Source organism: Yoonia sp. SS1-5, from assembly GCF_038443705.2.
GTDB classification, from domain to species: Bacteria; Pseudomonadota; Alphaproteobacteria; order Rhodobacterales; family Rhodobacteraceae; genus Yoonia; species Yoonia rhodophyticola.
Genome location: NZ_CP151767.2, coordinates 779,780 through 798,688, shown reverse-complemented (window position 1 = coordinate 798,688; position 18,909 = coordinate 779,780). Strand labels below are relative to the sequence as shown.

General features: G+C 57.0%; 13 protein-coding genes. 4 read left to right on the top strand and 9 right to left on the bottom strand.

All coding sequences use genetic code 11. The features are described from left to right. Positions 1-42: 42 nt before the first annotated feature. The gene (locus AABB31_RS05475) at positions 43-3,348 is read left to right on the top strand and encodes a chemotaxis protein CheB (RefSeq protein WP_342075465.1); all 3,306 of its coding nucleotides are present in this window, start codon (positions 43-45) and stop codon (positions 3,346-3,348) included. Positions 3,349-3,360: 12 nt separating this feature from the next. On the opposite strand, the gene ilvN is transcribed toward AABB31_RS05475, so the two are convergent. The 8 genes from ilvN to AABB31_RS05435 all read right to left on the bottom strand — a co-directional run bounded on the left by ilvN (position 3,361) and on the right by AABB31_RS05435 (position 15,175). After that, positions 3,361-3,933, bottom strand: coding sequence for an acetolactate synthase small subunit (ilvN, locus tag AABB31_RS05470; protein WP_342075466.1), 573 nt, complete (start codon positions 3,931-3,933; stop codon positions 3,361-3,363). Positions 3,934-4,010: 77 nt separating this feature from the next. Continuing rightward, positions 4,011-5,765: an acetolactate synthase 3 large subunit gene (locus tag AABB31_RS05465; protein ID WP_342075467.1), complete on the bottom strand. Its 1,755-nt coding sequence runs from the start codon at positions 5,763-5,765 to the stop codon at positions 4,011-4,013. Positions 5,766-6,162: 397 nt separating this feature from the next. Then, complete coding sequence (locus AABB31_RS05460) at positions 6,163-6,915, bottom strand: methyl-accepting chemotaxis protein (protein ID WP_342075468.1); 753 nt, start codon at positions 6,913-6,915, stop codon at positions 6,163-6,165. A gap of 99 nt (positions 6,916-7,014) precedes the next feature. After that, positions 7,015-7,956: a fatty acid desaturase gene (locus tag AABB31_RS05455; RefSeq protein WP_342075469.1), complete on the bottom strand. Its 942-nt coding sequence runs from the start codon at positions 7,954-7,956 to the stop codon at positions 7,015-7,017. Between the two features lie 99 nt (positions 7,957-8,055). Further along, positions 8,056-8,703, bottom strand: coding sequence for a hypothetical protein (locus tag AABB31_RS05450; RefSeq protein WP_373635507.1), 648 nt, complete (start codon positions 8,701-8,703; stop codon positions 8,056-8,058). 157 nt (positions 8,704-8,860) lie between these two features. After that, entirely contained in the window at positions 8,861-9,751 is an 891-nt protein-coding gene (yghU, locus tag AABB31_RS05445; protein ID WP_373635506.1) for a glutathione-dependent disulfide-bond oxidoreductase, read from the bottom strand. 420 nt (positions 9,752-10,171) lie between these two features. Next, a complete protein-coding gene (locus AABB31_RS05440; RefSeq protein ID WP_373635505.1) occupies positions 10,172-14,320 on the bottom strand; it encodes a tandem-95 repeat protein in 4,149 nt (1,382 codons plus the stop codon). Between the two features lie 39 nt (positions 14,321-14,359). After that, on the bottom strand, positions 14,360-15,175 hold the full coding sequence (locus tag AABB31_RS05435; RefSeq protein WP_342075475.1) for a transferrin-binding protein-like solute binding protein: 816 nt from the start codon (positions 15,173-15,175) through the stop codon (positions 14,360-14,362). 366 nt (positions 15,176-15,541) lie between these two features. Between AABB31_RS05435 and AABB31_RS05430 the strand changes: the two genes are divergently transcribed. Genes AABB31_RS05430 through AABB31_RS05420 form a run of 3 tightly spaced genes read left to right on the top strand, consistent with a single transcriptional unit; the run spans position 15,542 to position 17,667 of the window. Continuing rightward, positions 15,542-16,339: a transporter substrate-binding domain-containing protein gene (locus tag AABB31_RS05430; protein ID WP_342075476.1), complete on the top strand. Its 798-nt coding sequence runs from the start codon at positions 15,542-15,544 to the stop codon at positions 16,337-16,339. Positions 16,340-16,357: 18 nt separating this feature from the next. Beyond that, positions 16,358-17,014 (top strand): amino acid ABC transporter permease, encoded by a 657-nt coding sequence (locus tag AABB31_RS05425; protein WP_342075477.1) that lies wholly within the window; start codon positions 16,358-16,360, stop codon positions 17,012-17,014. Then, positions 17,011-17,667, top strand: a complete 657-nt coding sequence (locus tag AABB31_RS05420) for an amino acid ABC transporter permease (RefSeq protein WP_342075478.1) — start codon at positions 17,011-17,013, stop codon at positions 17,665-17,667. Before AABB31_RS05425 ends, AABB31_RS05420 begins: the two co-directional genes overlap by 4 nt. A gap of 277 nt (positions 17,668-17,944) precedes the next feature. Here the strand turns inward: AABB31_RS05420 and AABB31_RS05415 are convergent, their stop codons facing one another. Then, positions 17,945-18,841, bottom strand: a complete 897-nt coding sequence (locus AABB31_RS05415) for a hypothetical protein (RefSeq protein ID WP_342075479.1) — start codon at positions 18,839-18,841, stop codon at positions 17,945-17,947. Between the last annotated feature and the right edge of the window lie 68 nt (positions 18,842-18,909).

The following is an 18,909-nucleotide window of genomic DNA, read 5'->3' as shown; positions in this document are numbered from 1 at the left end:
AACAAGGAAAAGTTTTGGTGCGATGGAACAATCTACCATAAGTTGCAGTTTATAGAGTGTAACGACGCAGAGCGGTTGGGGCAGATGAAAGATTGTGACGAGCAGCTGACAATTATCGGGATCGGGTCGTCAGCAGGCGGGCTGGAAGCCATCCGCGAGCTGGTGGTGACCCTGCCATCCGAATTGCCGGTGTCCTACGTGGTTGTTCAGCATATGGCACCGCAACACAAAAGCCTGATGACAGAACTGGTCGCGCGTCAGACCAATCTGAAAGTGATGGATGTCGTTGACGAGGTCGTGCCTCAGCGCAATGTGATCTATATCACGCCACCCAATACGGATGTTGTTTTCGAAGGGGGCTGTTTGCGGCTGCGGTCGCCGAGCGAGAAACCCGCCCGCCCCAAGCCTTCTGTCAATCGTTTTCTGGCAAGCCTGGCCGAAAACCACGGTGCGAAATCAATGGCAGTCATTCTGTCCGGTACAGGGACGGATGGTGCGTACGGTGTTCAGGCGATCCGCGAGGTCGGCGGGATCACCATCGCGCAGGATGCGGAGAGTGCCAAATATGACGGCATGCCGCTTGCCGCCGCGCAGACCGGCTGCGTTGACCTGATCCTGCCGCCCGCCGAGATCGGGCAGCGATTGGGAAAAATCCTGTCCTCGGCGCCGGATTTTCCGGCCTTCCGGTCTGATTCCTACCAGACCCCGCCACATTCGGACCTGCTGCAAATTCTGTTGGCCCGGACCCGGGTGGATTTCCGCGAATATAAGAATTCGACAGTCAGCAGGCGGATCGAACGCCAGATGATCGCCTCGGGCATCACTGATCTGGCCGAATACACACTGCATTGCCGCAATAACCCACACGCGGTTGACGCGTTGTTCAAGGATTTGCTGATTTCTGTCACCCGTTTCTTCCGGGATCAGCAGGAATTCCGGCAGCTTGGGCGGGCCATGGATGGGGTCCTGAAAGAGGCCAAGGGCAACAAGCTCCGCGTTTGGGTTGCGGGTTGTGCAACGGGCGAGGAAGCCTATTCCATCGCCATTCTGCTTGCAGAGGCGCTTGGCGGGCCAGATGTTGATCTGCCGTCCAAGGTGCAGATCTTTGCGACGGATATCGACAAGGACGCGTTGAACATTGCGCGCGGCGCGGCTTATCCGATTGCGGCGTTGAACGATATTCCCGCGGACCTTGCCGACAAATACGTGGTGCAGCAGGGCGAAAGCATCCGCATGATTGATAATCTGCGCAAGGCGATCCTGTTCTCGGACCATAACGTCTGTAACGATCCGCCGTTTCAGCGGGTTGACGTTGTGTGCTGCCGGAACCTGCTGATCTATTTTGACCAGTCCTTGCAAAAGCGGGTGATCTCGCGGTTCCACTACGGAATGACGGAACACGCGATCATGTTCCTCGGCACCGCCGAAAGCGTTGCGGGGTCGGACGAATGGTTCGTGCAAGATCGCAGCGCACCGCATATCTTCCGCAAACGGCAATTGGGGGCTGATCGGGCACGGCCCTATTCGCTGGCTGACGGGTCGCGGTTGGTGCGCGGCCCGGTCATGACGGCGCCAAGCCCCTCAACGGATCGCAAATTCTTTGACGCGCTGGCCCAGTCACTTGGGCAGAACTCCATCCTTGTCTCTGACGATTACAAGATCGTCCGGGTTTACGGCGATGTGTCGCGATTTGTGGAAATCAGCGAAATGTCGAAACTGCAGATGCATCTTGGGCTTCTGCGCAGTCCTTGGCGGGAAGAGGCGCGCAGCCTTGTCACAATCGCCCTGCAAAGGGGCGTGCACCGGACAGGGGTGCGGCACCTGCTGTCGGACAATGGCGACGACGAATTGCGGCTGGACGTCTATCCGATCATCGCAAAGGGCATCAATGAACGGGTTGCGCTGGTCGTCTTTACGCCGGTTGAAATCGACAGATCGGTCCGCCAAATCGAAGAGATGCTGGATGGCGAAGATGCAGAACTGTCCTCACGCGTGCGGGCGCTGCAATCAGAGGTCGACACAACACGCGAGGCGCTGCAGCAGACAATCGAAGAGCTTGAGACCTCGAACGAGGAAATGCAGTCGCTGAACGAGGAAATGCAGTCGACCAATGAAGAATTGCAGGCGACCAACGAGGAACTGGAAACCTCGAACGAGGAACTGCAATCCACCAACGAAGAGCTGATTACCGTCAACGAGGAACTGCAGGTCACGGCCACGCAGCTGCGCGGGCGCACGATAGAGCTTGTCTCGGTTCTTGAAACAACGCCCTTGGCGATCATTGTGCTGGATACGGCGCTGCAAATCGTGCAGGTGACGGACCCCGCATTGGACATGTTCGAAATCAAGCGGCCCGTTTCATCGCAACATATCAGCCAATGTGTGCTGCCCGTAGGCTTTCCGGTTCTGGCGCCGATCTGCAGCGAGGCGCTGCAATTGGGCGAACCTGTGATCCGAGAATTCGCATCAGAAGGTGGCCAAATAAAGCTGACAGTGGCCCCATATTTTGAAGAAGGCGGGCGCGTGCAGGGCGTGACGCTTGTTGTCTCGGATTTCCCCGGCCTGGCCGAAGAAATGGAGATGATCCTGAAAACAGACCATATCTATCTGATGCACCGCAACCGCGATGGTCAGGTATTGCGTATCAGCAATGCCTCTGCCGCGTCGATTGGCATAACACCCGAGGCCGCGATCGGGCGGCGGCTGGATGAACTTGTCGACAAGGATGCAGCCGAGCAGGTTCTGGCGTCCGACAAGGCATTCCTGGAAGACGGCGAGACGGCGGGACGCGAAGTGGTCAAGATGCAAACGCCGAACATGACAGCGCCGATCTGGCTGGAACTGAACCGTTATGCCTATACGCCTGCGGGGGCTGATGGGCCGACGGTATATTCAGTGGCAACCGATGTCAGCGAATCCGTCATGGCGCGTGATGCGGCCCAAGGCCTGCTGGAACGCATGCGCGCCCTGCAGGATTTTGCAGGTGTTGGCTATTGGGAAATCGACCTGACGGCCGAGACGCTGATCTGGTCTGACGAGGTACATCGCATTCACCGGACAGACCCGGCAACCTTTGTGCCGGTTCTCGAAACCGGCATCAATTTCTATCATCCGGATGATCGCGATGCGGTCAGTCAAATGGTACAGGACGTGATTGAAAACGGCGGCAACTTCAAATTTCAGAAACGGTTGGTTGCCACCGACGGGCAGGTTGTCTGGGTCGAGTCCCACGGGCGCGCGGTTCTCGGCCCCGATGGCGATGTCACCGGGGTTATTGGGTTCTTCCGGGAACTGGGCGAGACCGAAGTCGATGCGATCTTGGCGATGGACACCGAAGCGGCCGAATAGGCGCCTCGGTGCTCAGGCGGCGCTGACACCGCCGCGCGACAGGGCTGCAACACCGGTCCGGGCCAGTTCCTGCAGGCCCAAGGGTTGCATCAACTCGGCAAATGCGTCGATCTTTTCCGGGGTGCCGGTGATCTCAAATACAAACGATTCCAATGTACTATCAACCACACTTGCCCTGAAAATATCGGCAAGGCGAATGGCCTCGATACGGTGATCGCCCGTACCGGTCACCTTGAACAATGCCAATTCGCGTTCAACCGATGGCCCCTCGACCGTCAGGTCATTGACCTTATGGACGTCCACGATACGGCCAAGCTGTGCCTTGATCTGGTTGATGATCTGCGGCGTTCCGGTGGTCACAATGGTGATGCGCGACCGGTGACCCAGATGGTCCACTTCGGCCACGGTCAGGCTGTCGATATTATATCCGCGGCCAGAGAATAGCCCGATAACGCGCGCCAGCACACCGGGCTCGTTCTCGACCAGAACAGCAAGTGTATGCTGTTCTTCCTTGTCCGAGAATGTGGGCCGGAGGTCGTAGGCGGAATGGCTTGTGGCGCCTTTTTTGATTTTGAGTGGTGACATGTGATGTCCCTCGGAATTTGTCTTATTTCATATGAAGCGGCCCGGTTGTTCACCAGACCGCTGATAGGGACGGGTCGTTAGACCATCACTGCGCCATCGGATTTGATCGCGTTGGCCACGTCTGCGTTTTCGCCCAGCAGCATTTCGTTATGCGGTTTGCCGGACGGGATCATCGGGAAGCAGTTTTCGTGCTTTTCAACCAGACAGTCGAACAGGACCGGCCCGTCATGAGTGATCATTTCCATGATCGCATCATCCAGCGTGTCGGGATCTTGGCATTGGATGCCCTTCGCCCCGAACGCCTCGGCCAGTTTCACGAAATCGGGCAGGCTTTCGGACCAGCTGGACGAATACCGTTCCCCATGCAGCAACTCCTGCCATTGGCGGACCATGCCAAGGCGTTCGTTGTTCAGGATGAACTGTTTGACGGGCAGGCGGTACTGCATGGCCGTACCCAGTTCCTGCATGTTCATCAACCAGGACGCTTCGCCAGCCACGTTAATGACAAGCGCGTCGGGGTTGCCCATTTGTACGCCAATCGAGGCGGGGAAGCCGTAGCCCATCGTGCCCAGCCCGCCGGACGTCATCCAGCGATTGGGGTCCTCAAACCCCAGATATTGCGCGGCCCACATCTGGTGCTGGCCCACTTCCGTGCAGATGTAGCGGTCGTGCTTTTTGGTCAGTTCCTCAAGCCGCGCCAAGGCGTATTGCGGTTTGATCGTCTTGCCCTTTTGCTCGAACTTCAGGCAGTCGACTTTTTTCCATTCGTTGATCTGGTGCCACCATTTGGTGACCTCTTCCTTGTCCGTTTTCCGGCCACGGGATTTCCAGACGTTCAGCAGGTCTTCTAGCACATGCGCGCAATCGCCCAGGATCGGGATATCGACCTTGATCACCTTGTTGATTGAGGATGCGTCGATGTCGATATGCGCCTTTTTGGACCCGGGGCTGAAAGCATCCAGCCGCCCGGTGATCCGGTCGTCGAACCGCGCACCGATATTGATCATCAGATCGCAGTCATGCATGGCCATGTTCGCCTCGTACAGCCCATGCATGCCCAGCATCCCGATCCAGTTATCGCCGGATGCGGGGTAGGCGCCCAGCCCCATCAGCGTGGAGGTGATCGGAAAGCCGGTGGCGGCCACCAGTTCGCGCAGCAATTGGCTGGCTGCAGGGCCGGAATTGATCACGCCGCCGCCGGTATAGAAAATCGGGCGTTTTGCGGTTTCCATCGCCTTGGCCAGTTCGGTAATCATTTCCAGATCACCTTTGGTTTGTGGGTTGTAATGAGTTTCGACTTGCCGCGCCTCGGTATATTTGCCGGTTGCAAACTGCACATCTTTGGGGATGTCGATCACAACAGGGCCGGGGCGGCCGGATGTGGCGATATGGAAGGCCTCGTGCAGGGTCGGGGCCAGCTTGTCGGTTTCCTTGACGAGCCAGTTATGTTTCGTGCAGGGCCGTGTGATACCAACGGTGTCAGCCTCTTGAAACGCATCTGACCCGATCATGAAAGTCGGCACCTGACCGGTTAGAACGATGATCGGGATGCTGTCCATCAGCGCATCAGTCAGGCCCGTGACCGCATTTGTGGCACCAGGGCCGGAGGTGACCAGCGCCACACCGGGTTTGCCGGTGGAACGCGCGTAGCCTTCGGCCGCGTGAACCGCACCTTGTTCGTGGCGCACCAACACGTGCTGGATGTGGTTTTGCTGAAAGATTTCGTCATAGATCGGTAGGACGGCACCACCGGGGTAACCAAAGACGACGTCCACGCCCTGATCAATCAGTGCTTGTACGACCATTTTTGCGCCCGTCATGGCTTTTGTCATTGTTCTCGCGTCCTTCGCGTATCAGTTTCTCTTGCTCACAAAAAAACCCCCGAGGATGTCGGAGGCGCATGGGATCGTTATGGTCTTACCGTCACCGGCCCATGCGCGCATTTCTCACTACTAGTACGACCTTGGTCATCGGGGTTCCTTTTGTTGGTCGGACTTTATGCCGGGCTTTTGGGGGGGTCAACAGCTACAAGGCATAATAATCTGACCTTGGGGGCAATATTTTGGCAAGTTCGTTGCGTATGGGCAGATATTTGCGCAGTTTTCCACAAACGTGCTTGTCTATTTGGGCAATCGACGTGGGCCCGCAACCGCGATCTCAATGACTTGCATGCAAGCGTATTGAAAGAGCCGGCGGGTTAGCCTCGGGGCATTGTGCCTCGGTTATCGCCTAAAGCGGCTTTTTCATGCTGCCGACAACGCTTTCGGCCCGGTTGGCCGATGATTGAATCTGCTCGGCCAGTTGCCGGACCTCGGTCGCGATGATGGAAAAGCCAGCACCTGCATCGCCGGCACGCGACGCCATGACGGCCGTGTTCAGCGCGATCATCCGGACGGCGAAGGAAATACGTTTGATATCGCCCAATGTATTGGTCAGCGTATCGCGCAGCTTGTCCAGATCGGCCAGGGCATCGGCCTTTTGTGCATCAAGGTCTGCCCAGAGATCCCAGATCATGCCGGTCATCTCGTCGCGCACAGTGACCCAGTTGTCTTCGTAGAATTTGCGGGCCTCCTTGAATGTGACTGCGCCGCCGCCGTTCAACCGGTCCTGCGCCGCCAGAATGCGTTTCTGGACAGCTTTCATCTTTTCGCGTCGCTTAGGCGCACGCGCGGCAATCTTGCGGATCCATTCCAGTTGCTTCGTCGGGACACCATCATGCGGGCTGGCCCCATAGAGAAGGTCCATATTCGTCCCGAACTGCGCCGCCATCGCATTGAACTCTTCGCGCGGTGATGCCGCACTTTCATCGTCAGGGGCCGCGGCAATCGACATGATCCGCAGCGACATCTGTATGGTCAGCCCGCGGGTTGTCGCGATCTCATCAATGATCACGCGAAGGCGGTGCTGTGTGCTATCCTCCTTAACAGCCTCGGGCTCGTAATAGGCCGGGGTCGTTTGATGATTGATCGAAAGCTGCAGCATCTGTCACCATCCTTGGGCGATTGTTCCTTATCATCGCTCAAACCACGGCTGCCTTAATATTTCGAAAATTTTACAGCAGCTTGAAACCAAACCTGACGCTCAATCATCCGCCGCCTTGCTGATATGCGGATAACGTACCGTCTGGGAGCCCTGTGATCTGCGCCCGATATAGGGGTGGCCCACAGGCTGCTTGACCGAGAACGCAAAACGGCGGGCAATGTCGCGATATCCCAAAAACAGGGTGTTTTCGTTTGCCGTTAGATATTGCTGCCGCCGGTCCGCATATAGGGCGGGCAGATCATACCATGCGGTCCGCGGGCTGGCATGATGTACGATATGCAGATTGTTATTGAGGTAGAGCAGGGCGAGCAGGGGATGTGCCTCGACAATGGCTGAGCGGGCGCCGACATTTTCCGCCGCTTGATGTTCGGCATAGGCACGCATCGCTGTCAACGACAGGGCAGGGTAAACCACAAAGATCGCATAGACCCATAGGGGCATCCCAAAAACCAAGGTGACAATCGCCAGCACGCCCGCGACCCCCGGAAGATGCAGGACCCAGGCCAACCGGACGCCCGGTTCATTCCGGGCAAGGCGCCGCGTCTCGGTGCGGGCAAAGCCGATAATGGTCAGCAATGGGCCGATCACCATCCGCCCGACAAATGTGTTGTTGAGCGCAAAGACATGCCGCTGAAAATCTGTCATTTTCCGGACGTCGGCTTCCGACCAGAAATAGCTTTCAGGGTCTTCGAAAGGGTCGGTCAGATGTTCGTCGCGGTGATGCTGCAGATGCAGGTCGCGGTAGCGTCGATAGGGAAAGATACAGGCAAGGGGCAGGCATACCAATGCCTCGTTCAGGGGCGGCCAGCGTGTCGGGTGCCCATGGATCGTCTCATGCTGTAGTGACGTATGAAAGGCGGCCAGAACCGCAAGGATCAACAGGCCCAGCAGCCAGAACGGTGTTGCCCAGACCAATCCGGCGATCAGCCAGCCTGCGTAGCACATCAGGATCAGGGCAAACGTGCCCCACTCGGTCCGCAATAATCCTGCCGTCAAAACCAGCCTTTCCAGCAATGTCAGGGAATCGTGCAGGCAAAGCTGATCACGACTGCTGCATCGTGCGTGCGCAAGCTGTTTGGGTCAAGTTTTTTGCAGCGCCTGCCGGGTGCGTCCGCTAAACCGGATGGTCATGTCGCTGCCTACTAAAACCAGATGCGCCACGATCATCACGGCCAACAGCACAAGTCCGTAAACCTCAAGTATCTGGATCATCGGCACCTGAAAGTTCAAATGGGGCAGGTTCGCAATGACAAGGGGGGCGTACCAGGACACGAATGACACGATCCCTGCGGTCACAAATGCATGGCGTTTGCGTCGCGAGATGCCTTGCAGCATCGGCTCGCCGATCTGGCGGTAGATGAATGGAATGATGGTGCGGTGAATAAAGACGCCATTGATCGTCAGGATCGCCACGATAAGCATCTTGGCCCAGACTTTTTCATTCCCCAGTTTCACGGGTTCAAATGCCCAGTAGAAGGCCAGAAACCCCAGCCCCGTGACCCATAGCAGCTTGAGCCCGACAGCAACGAAACCCGACAGAAAGGCGAAAATATCGTAGTCGCGCTGGGTCATGACGCGACCCCAGAAAAACCGCAATGTCATCAGGTCAAGCAGCGTGGCCGCGCCCAAACCCAGCGCCAGCCCGATAAAGTGGAAAATCCGCAGGATACCACGGGTCATCTGTTCCGGATCGCTGGAGAGGGCGGCGAGAATTTCAGCCAATTGCATGGGTCTTGCGTACTTTCGATTTGCGTGCCCCACACACGGCATGATTTCCATGAATATGGCGAATATATCCGCCGTATATCGTTAGTAAGCCCTATTGTGACAATTGGCTCAAGCGTTCGGAATTTGGCACGTCCAGCTTGGCAAAAAGTTGCTTGGGTCAGGTTTCACTATCAGCTGGCTTGATCTTGTCCCAGGTCTGCGTTTCGAAATCCGATGCCGCGTGCCGTTCGCGCAACTGTTCATTGTCGTCGCCCCAGGCCCTGTTGACCATTTTGCCGCGTTTGAATGCCGGGCGTTCAAAAACTTCGTCCGTCCATCGGTTCACGTGCTTATAGGAACTGACGTCAAGAAATTCGCCGGCATCGTAGATCAGGCCCTTCACCAATGTGCCGTACCACGGGGCCGTCGCCATATCTGCGATCGTGTAGTCATCGCCGGCCAGAAAGCGGCGATCTGACAGGTTGCGATCAAGCACATCAAGCTGGCGCTTGGCCTCCATGGCAAACCGGTTGATCGGGTATTCGAACTTCTCAGGCGCATATGCGTAAAAATGCCCAAAGCCGCCACCAAGATAGGGCGCGGATCCCTGCAGCCAGAACAGCCAGTTCAGGGTTTCGGTGCGGGCCTTGATGTCGGTGGGCAGAAACGCCCCGAATTTTTCAGCCAGATAAAGCAGAATATTGCCGCTTTCAAAGACGCGCACGCCATTGGACTGATCCAGCAGGGCAGGGATCTTGGAATTGGGGTTGATATCGACAAAGCCACTGCCGAACTGGTCGCCATCCTGAATGTTGATCAGCCAGGCATCGTATTCGGCATCATGACCAGCGGCCAGCAATTCTTCGAGCATGACCGTCACCTTGACACCGTTTGGTGTGGCCAGTGAATGCAGTTGTAGGGGGTGCTTGCCAACGGGGAGGGTCTTGTCATGGGTCGGCCCGGCAATGGGGCGGTTGATATTGGCGAATTGCCCGCCATTTTCGGCGTCCCATGTCCAGACTTTGGGGGGTGTATATTCGGTCACTGCGCTGCTCCTGCTTGTATACATCGACAGACGTAGCGCGACCGGCGCCAAGGTGCCAGTCAGATGTCTGTGCGTCAGGGCGGGAATGCCTGTGTAACGATCGGGGAGGGCTATAAGAAGTAAGTCCCCCCTGCCGAATTATGCATCCTGGCGGATGTTCTGTTTCCTTGGCTTCCGCATGACTAAGCATGCTTGGTTCGATTTCCGGATTTTCCCGGGGCGATGAAAAATCCGCTCTGTTGGTATCGTGCTAACCAAGTCGCTTGCCGGTATTTGGGTTGCTGCGTTTGCGCGGATCATTTCGGCACCAACGACACCGGATTTACAGCGTTTTAACCCAAGGTGCGGGCCGCATGACCGATGACCGGCTGCGGTACAGGGGCTGCGATGCAGACCTCGGTCAGCTGATAAAGGCCTGAAGGTGAAGGCGCCCGATACGCTGGTCTAGATCAGGAAATCGGAGGCATCCAGCAGGGCAAGATCAAAGCGTTCGATCAGTATCGCATTGTCGGTGTCGAGCTGAATCAGAACATCACGTCCGCCAGGCCCACGCGCTTGGGCAAGGGCCAGCACGTCCGCCTCGGTTGCAAAGCCAAATGCGGATACGTCAATGAGGTCCTGCCCAGCGAGGCTGTCCTCAAAATCGACGATTGTATCCACGCTACCTGTATCAGAAAAGACAAACGTGTCATCCCCAGCGCCGCCGGACAGGCGATCACCGCCACCGTTTCCGATAATGGTGTCGTCACCGGCTGCGCCGAACAATGCCTCGGCTGTGTCTTGACCGACAATTATGTCACCGCCGGCACTGCCGATCTGGGTTGCAGCACCGGTGAAGTCGCCGCCGAAGACAACAAAACTCGTTCCCGATTGGTCAAAAATATCGTCTCCATCAGGGTCACCCTCGGGGGCGCCGATGATCAAGTCGTCGAAGCCGTCGCCGTTCACATCGCCTGCACCACTGACCGATACGCCCGCGTTGTCAGCGCTTTGCGCAGCTGTAATCACGAACCCGCCGATACCGGCCTCAATGTCTGCTTGCCGAACAGCCGCACCGTCAGCCTTCCCAAAAACGACAAAGGTCGTGTTTATTCCAAGGCCGGTATCACCAGAACCAACGATGAGGTCGGCAAACCCGTCACCATTGACATCGCCAGCGCCGCTTACCGACCTGCCCAATTGTTCGCGAGCAATGGTTCCTTCGAAGGCAAAGCCACCGTTACCGGTCACGATATCGGACAATTCAACGGCTGCGCCATCTGCCTTGCCGAACACGACATAGCTTGACCCGCTCAGTGATCCAAAAAAAGTATCGTCCAGATCGGCAAACGGCGCCCCGACAATCAGATCGTCCAGGCCGTCGCCGTTGACATCCCCGGCGCCGCTGACCGACAAACCGGAATTGTCGGCCGCGGCGATGCCATTAATCGCAAAACCACCTGTCCCCAATACAACCTGTGACAGCGCGACTGTCGTGCCGTCTGCTTTTCCAAACACGACATAGCTTGCACCTGAAGCAGACCCATTGGGATCGGCGAATCTGGCACCGATGATCAGATCATCCAAGCCATCACCATTCACATCGCCGGCATTACTCAAAGACGTACCCAGTCGGTCGTCGTTGTTGGCGGCTTCGATATAAAAGCCGCCTATCCCAGCCTCAATATCATCAATCTCCACTGCGGCTCCGTCGGCTTTGCCAAAGACAACATAGCCTGCGCCAGCGTCATTCAGGATGCCCCCGCCGGGTAATCTTACTTCGTCACTTCCGACAAACAGATCATCCAGGCCGTCGCCATTCACATCGCCCGCACCGCTGACAACTTTGCCAACTTCCTCACCAGCCGTCGATCCGTTGATAACAAAACCGCCGATGCCCGCTTCGATGTCTGACAAATCAACCGCTGTTGTATCAGTTTTGCCAAAAACCACATAGCTTGCGCCTGACCCCCGACCGCCGGGGTCTGCGTCCGCCAGACCGATGATAAGGTCGTCGAGGCCGTCGCCATTTACATCTCCGGCATCGCTGACAGAGGGGAAGCTGGTACCTGTAAATAGGTCTCCGTCAAGAACAAAGCCGCCGATACCATTGATGATATCCGAGAGTTCAACCGGGGCGCCATTGCCCCGCCCGAACACGACGTAGCCACCACCTGCGATTTGCCCGTTGGTGGCACCGATGAACAAGTCGTCAAAGCCGTCGCCGTTGACATCACCTGCCGAACTCACGGATCGCCCGGATTCAGAGTTGGGCGCAGCACCATTGATCACAAAGCCTGTGTCGTCGCTGGCAAGGGCGACGTCAGCAAGGTCAACAGACGCAACAGGATCGAAGGTGCCGGTGATGACAACATCAAACGCCCGCGCATCAAGGCCGCCATCGCCATCATCAATTGTAATTTCGTAGCTGATTGTAATCTGATCACCTGCGCCCAGATAATCAAAAGCGGTTGACGCCGCGCGAAACGATATGTCCACGGCGCCTGTCGTTTCGTCTGTTTCGCGTGTGACGTCAAACGTCAGCGCTGCTGCAAGCGCGGCATCGTCCAGGGTAAGCCCCGCCAGATCACCACGCGCGCTTACCGCGGTCACAGTGGCGGTGTGTCCTGTGTCACCCAGATCAATATCCGTGAACGTCGCGCTGACATCACCGACAATATCCGCTGTCCCGGTTGTTTCAGTGATATCGACCTGCGCGATAGGTGAAATAACGGGCGCATCGTTTACGGGTGCAACTTCGATGGCGATCGTCACAATTTCCGGCGCCGCACCGTCCACACTGACACTATAACGAAAGCTGTCCGTACCGTTGAAATCGTCAGGTGGCGTGTAGGTAAACATGCCATCCGCATCTATTGCCATGACGCCGTTGTCAGGGCCTGTCGTCAGCGCAAAAGCAAGGGTGGTCGCACCGGGATAGCGGGCCGCAAGATCCCCCGATACGGTGTCGTCTTCGTCAACGGCAAGCCTGACATCGACCGTGACGGTTTCGATGGTTGTCCCACCATTGCCATCGCTGACACTGTAACGGAAACTGTCCTGCCCAAGAAAACCGGACGCGGGCGTATATGCGAAATTGCCGTCGCCATTGATGACGACAGTCCCGATCTCGGCAGCACTGACAAGCGAAAACGTCAGGGCGTCACCTTCGATGTCAACGGCCGACAACATACCGGATAGCGGGGTGTCGCCAGCGGCTGTCAGCGTGTTCGTCAGATCGCGCGGGGCGTCGTTTTCGGGGCTGACGGTCAGTTCGACCGTCTCGTAGACCACGGTGCCGGCAGCATTGGTGAACGAATATGTGAAACGGTCCACACCGTTGAAATCGGCAAAAGGCGTGTATGTGTAATCGCCATTCGCCGCGACGCTGACGTGACCATTTTCGGCGTCCAAAATCAGGCAAAAGTGGTCCGCAGCGGCGGCACCGGTCCCAGCGAGGCTCCCTGAGGTCGCGACATCTTCGGTGCCGCTGTCGCTTCGCGCGGATGTCACCAGGATGATATCGTTTGCGTCCAGATCCGCGGTCGCTACGCCCAGGATGACAAACTGCGTTCCTTGATCACTGAATGTTGCGGAACCATCGACATCGGTGAAGTTATCCAATGCTTCGATGCGCGACGCATAGCCGAAGTCAGTCAGCAGTATTTTGTCTATGCCCGATACGAAATCGGGCCCGGTGATCCGCGAATTTGTTGAATCCTCGAAATCATAAAAAAACCGGGCGATCAGGTCGTCGCCGTCATTGGTTGAGAACACGAACAAATCGGCGGCTCCGCCACCTTCGATGAGGTCATCGCCTGCACCACCGATAAGAATGTCCCTCCCCGCAAGAAAGGTCGACACATCGCCCTTAAGGAGGTCATCACCGTCATTTCCATTGATGATATCGTCCTGATATCCACCGATCAGGAAGTCAAAATCATCCCCTCCGGAGATGATGTTGCTTCCCGAAATCGCGACAACAAGATCGCGTCCGTCCCCGCCTGAAAGGATATCGCTGCCACCGGCATTAAGGATCGTGTCGTTGCCCCCGTTTCCGCGGATATATTCATCTGCGAACGTTCCTCCCAGAAATTCGGATGTATCGTCGCTCTCGATCAATTGCCTGTCGATGTCGGCGGTGCCAGTCGCGACACGTGCGAATTCGCTTTGAACGATCCGTACGGTTTCAGGCTGTTGATCGCTGCCTGCCAGGGGCGCCTGTTTCGCCGTGGAAGGTAGCGGTGCAACCGGTGTGGGTGCTGCTGCGATGTCCGTATTGACCTCGGTTTTCTTGATGGCGCCTGCATCATGCGCCGGCGCCCGGTCTGCTTGCGCTGCGCCATCGTCACTGTCCGGGATATCAATCCGCGTGCGTGCCAGGTCTGTCTGGCCGTTGTCACCGTCAGCATCCGCGGGCACAAATTCCAGATCAATATTGTTGTCGGCGGGGCCAGTTGTGTCGACATGCCAATCATACTGCGCCGCCGCCGCATCGACGGACCGAAACAGAAGGGCAAAAAGTGCAACATGACGTTCGTCGCCATCATCGAAGAAGGCGGTGGATACGTCATCATCCCTGCCGGTAAACAAAGGCGCGTGGTCTAGGGACATATGTAACTCGCTATTTTCAATGTATCGGTCATGCACAAGCTATTGCTCGGCCAAGAAATCGCCAAATATCACGACGGCGCCGTCCGCGGTGTCATCAATGATCATCGCGCCACCTGCTTCCGTCGCGGACGGCCCGAAAATGGCCCCTTCAAATGCGACACTTGCCGTGGGTCCCACTGAAAACTCAGAAGACGTCACCGTCGGCGCACCACCCGAAAAGGATGATCCATTCAACACGGACCCGGTAATCTGGATGTCTGCAACATCCGTCACCGCGACCGAATTCGATATGCCGTTTGTCACCGTTCCAAACAGATTTTCTATGGTGGTATCAACCGAACCGCCGCCAAAATCACCGGTGACGGTGACGTCACCCGCAAGCGTGTAGAGGTCGGTACCGCTTTGCACGGAAAGCCGGGCATCGCCGTTGTAAGTGACTGTACCGCTTGGCAGGGCAGAGACAGGTGCCACGGCACCCGCAATACCAATCAGGCGATTTCCAGTTGCGGGATCAGCCGTAAATCTGACAGCAAACCGATCATCCTCAGGCAATAGCGTGACAACGCCGCCGGATGTAATCGCGATTTCGGTGCGTTCTTCGTTGATGCTGCCGGTCTGGCCGGCGACGCTCGCTGTGTCAGCAGAACGATCTATTTCACCATCAAGTGTCTGGATCGTCCTTGCCGTGGCATCAAACGAAATACTGCGCAGCTGATCAGTCTGTGTTGATGCAAGATCGGCAAAAGCTGCCGCCAATGTACCAGAATTGTCTGAAACACCCGCGCTTCCGCCACAGCCTGCACATAAAAAGATGGTGCCCATCATCGCGCGCGCGCGAATGGCCTTCGCCTTCATTAACTTTGTCCTACCTACACGCCACCAACCACCCCAATTGAGTATGACGCAACCAATCCGATATCAACCGGCATTCCTTGCGATCTTAGGTTATGTGCCCGCAGTAGCACAGCCGACGACCACCGGCCACAGCCGCCCCTGCGCAAGTAGTCCGACACTTGTTTCGCGCTGTCAGAAAGACCCTCAAACCGTTTCGAAGCGGTTTTTGGTTTCTGTGACCGGTACGGTTGCCCAGCGATTAGGCATTTCGCGGGCACGCCCGGCTCAACCACCATTTGGACCTTGCTATTGCCCGCTTCTGCTTGGAAGGTCCCGTATATTGAAAATCAGGTCCTGTATAAGGATCGCCTCAATTGGAGAGATGCAATGATGACTTTGAACCGATTAGCTGCCTGTGCAGGTGCTTTAGCGATGTTGGGCCTTGGGGCCTTGTCGGCATCGGCTGACGCGCTGGATGACATCAAGGCTGCGGGTACGATCAATGTTGGTATTTTTGCTGACTTTCCGCCGTTTTCGTCGGCAAGCGCTGATCTGAGCATTCAGGGCTATGATGTCGATGTGGCAAACTTCATCGCGGACAAGATCGGTGTCGAGGCCAATCTGGTAAGCGTGACGGGGCAGAACCGTATCCCGCTTTTGAACGATAAACGCGTCGATATTCTGCTCAGCGTTGGATATAGCGACGAACGGGCAGAGGTCATTGATTACGCCGCCGCCTATGCACCCTATTATATCGCGGTGATCGGGCCGGAGGCCATGACCGTCGAGGGACCCGAGGATCTGGCCGGCAAGACCGTTGCGGTCAACCGCGGCACGCTGGAGGACACATCGCTGACCGAAGTGGCCGCAGATGACACCGAAGTCCGGCGTTTTGACAATTACAGTGCGGTCATTCAGGCCTTTATCTCGGGGCAGGCAGACCTGATGGTTGTCGGCAATGATGTGGGGGCACAGGTTCTGGCCCGGCAAGAGGCATTGGCCCCCGAACAGAAATTCCAGCTTTTGACCTCACCATCGCGCGTCGCGCTCAACAAGGATGAGGAGGCGCTGAAGGCAGTGCTGAACGAGGCTGTGGCAGAGATGCTGTCATCGGGCGCGCTGAACGCCTCATCCGAAAAGTGGCTGAGCACGCCGCTTGATCCTGCAAACCTGGAAGCAGAATAATCTGAAAAGGGCGCTGCCTTGACATCAGAAATGTTCTGGGAGGCGCTGGCGGCCATCGGTCGCGGCGCCTCGACCACGTTGATGCTGATCGGGATCACCGCAATTGTCGGATTGTTCCTGAGCATCATCGCGGCGGCTGCAAAGCGCAGCGGGATCCGCGTGCTTCGCGCGGCCGTGATTGCCTATGTCGAACTGATCCGCAACACACCCTTTCTGGTGCAGCTGTTCTTTGTCTTTTTCGGATTGCCCGCGTTGGGGCTGCGGCTGGACCCGATTACCGCGGCCCTGCTGGCGATGATCCTGAACATGACCGCTTACACGACCGAGGTGATAGGGGCGGGGCTGGATGCGGTGCCTGACGGCCAGCATGATGCGGCCCGCGCCTTGGGGCTGCGACCCTATGTTGCCTTTCTCAAGATCATCCTGCCGCAGGCGCTGGTGGTGATTTACCCGGCACTGGTCAGCCAGATCATCATCATGATGCTTGAATCGGCAGTTGTGTCGCAAATCGCTGTGCGCGAACTGACGCACGAGGCCGAACTTTGGCAGGCCCGTACCTTCCGCGCGTTCGAGACCTATTTCGTTATCGCAATGGTTTATCTGGTGATGTCCATCGCATTGCGCCGCGCGCTGGTCTTCTTGGGCAAGCGCTATCTGGCAGCAGGTATCACATGATCGAATTCAGTAATTGGGACATCCTGCGCAACCTTTTATTTGCGACCCGTTGGACGATTGCATTGTCGCTTGTCGCCTTTATCGGTGGCGGTGTGGTGGGGCTGATCATTATGTCCATGCGCATCTCGCGGCGCAAGGTGCTGCGCAACTTTGCGGCGGCCTATATCGGCCTGTTTCAGGGCACCCCGCTGTTGTTGCAGCTGTTTCTCATCTTCTTTGGCTTCCCCATGCTTGGGTTTCGGATCGAGGCATGGACGGTCGCGGCCCTGGGGCTGACCTTTTATGCCAGCGCGTTTCTGGGCGAGATCTGGCGCGGCGGCGTCGAGGCTGTGGACAAGGGGCAATGGGATGGCAGTGCGGCACTTGGGCTGCGCTGGATGCTGCAAATGCGGCTGATCATCCTGCCGCAGGCCTTTGCCTATGTGCGCGCCCCGACGGTGGGCTTTCTGGTGCAGTTGATCAAGGCAACTGCCGTGACCTCTATCATCGGCTTTGAAGAACTGGTGCGCGTCTCGGGTGTTATCAACAACGCCACATTCGAGCCCTTCAAGGTCTACGGAATTGTCGCCATGATCTTTTTCTGCATCTGTTTCCCGCTGACCTGGTATGCGCGGGTGCTGGAACGACGCTCAGAGGCGTTCAGATCACATTAGGGTCAGGACCCATTCATTCCACGCCGCCAGTTTGACTGATTTTGGTCGTGACGAGGCGCAGCCCCGCCGTAATAGTGGTTCTATTTCAAGGGGATGTAACGCTGCTCACGGCCAAAATCAGCCAAACCCTTCGGGCGCGGACTTCACTTCATCTTAGCGGCGCGGGCCGCTTGCCCGTAGAACAACTATGGCCTGCGCGTCCCAAACCGCTGATATTTCGTGAAATCTGCGCTGGCGACATGGAATTGATGGGTCCTGACCCTAGGGTCCCGTGACCCTAGCCGCCGCGAAGAATATCCAGCACCGCAACATTCTGCATTGGGGTCCCCGTGATCCTGAGGATGTTCCTTTTGCCGGACAGGTCTGCAGGGGAAATCGCGCTCATAAGGTCTGTCAGCATGGTGACATCGGTCAGGTGGCCTGCGGCATCGGCAGCCTTCATATCGGGTGTGAAACTGCGGGTCAGATCATAGTCAAAGAACACCTGCACATCATCGCGGCTATAGACATCACCCGCGATTTCGCCGGTCTGCGATGTTGTGCAGAGTGACGCAAGCACACCGCCTTCCGGCATTTGGCTGATCGTCCCTGCATCGACCAGATGGGAGGTGGTATTGGTCATCATCAGCACCGTGTCATATCCGGTCAGCTCAAGCGCTGGCTGGTAGGTGGCGTCAACGCCAAGTGCTGCGCAACGACGCTCAAAACTGTCGGGTCGCGCGGTGCGGGCGTGATAATCCAGCGATGCAAGATCAGGCAGGAAGTGTTTGAGATAGCTAACCGTTTCGGTCGCCAAGGTACCTGCGCCAACCAGCAGAATGTTGTGGGGCCGATGGCCCAATGCCGCAAGAAAGATCCACACCATTGCGGCGGTGCGTTCCTGAATCTGATCCTTGATGTTGCTCTCAAAAATCCGCTCACCGTTTTCGTAGATGCGCCCCACGGTGGCATAGTTGTTGCTGACAACGTCATAGGGGCCGGAGACTTCGTAGATCAGTGGCGGCTGCCCCTCGCGCAGCAGAAAGCTGGTCTCGAACACGTTGTCACCAAGAAACGCACCGGCCTGATCCGTGAACTCTGCCAGCGCGCGTTGATAGCGAAGCTTGCCTGCATTTTTCATGTTGGCACGAATGCGTTGAACCAGCATATCTTTGTCGAGTGGGGTATTTGTCATGATGGGTCCTTGAGGCCTTGATGCCGGAAACTGCGTGTAGCGTGATGCGACAACCGGGGCGAGGGGGC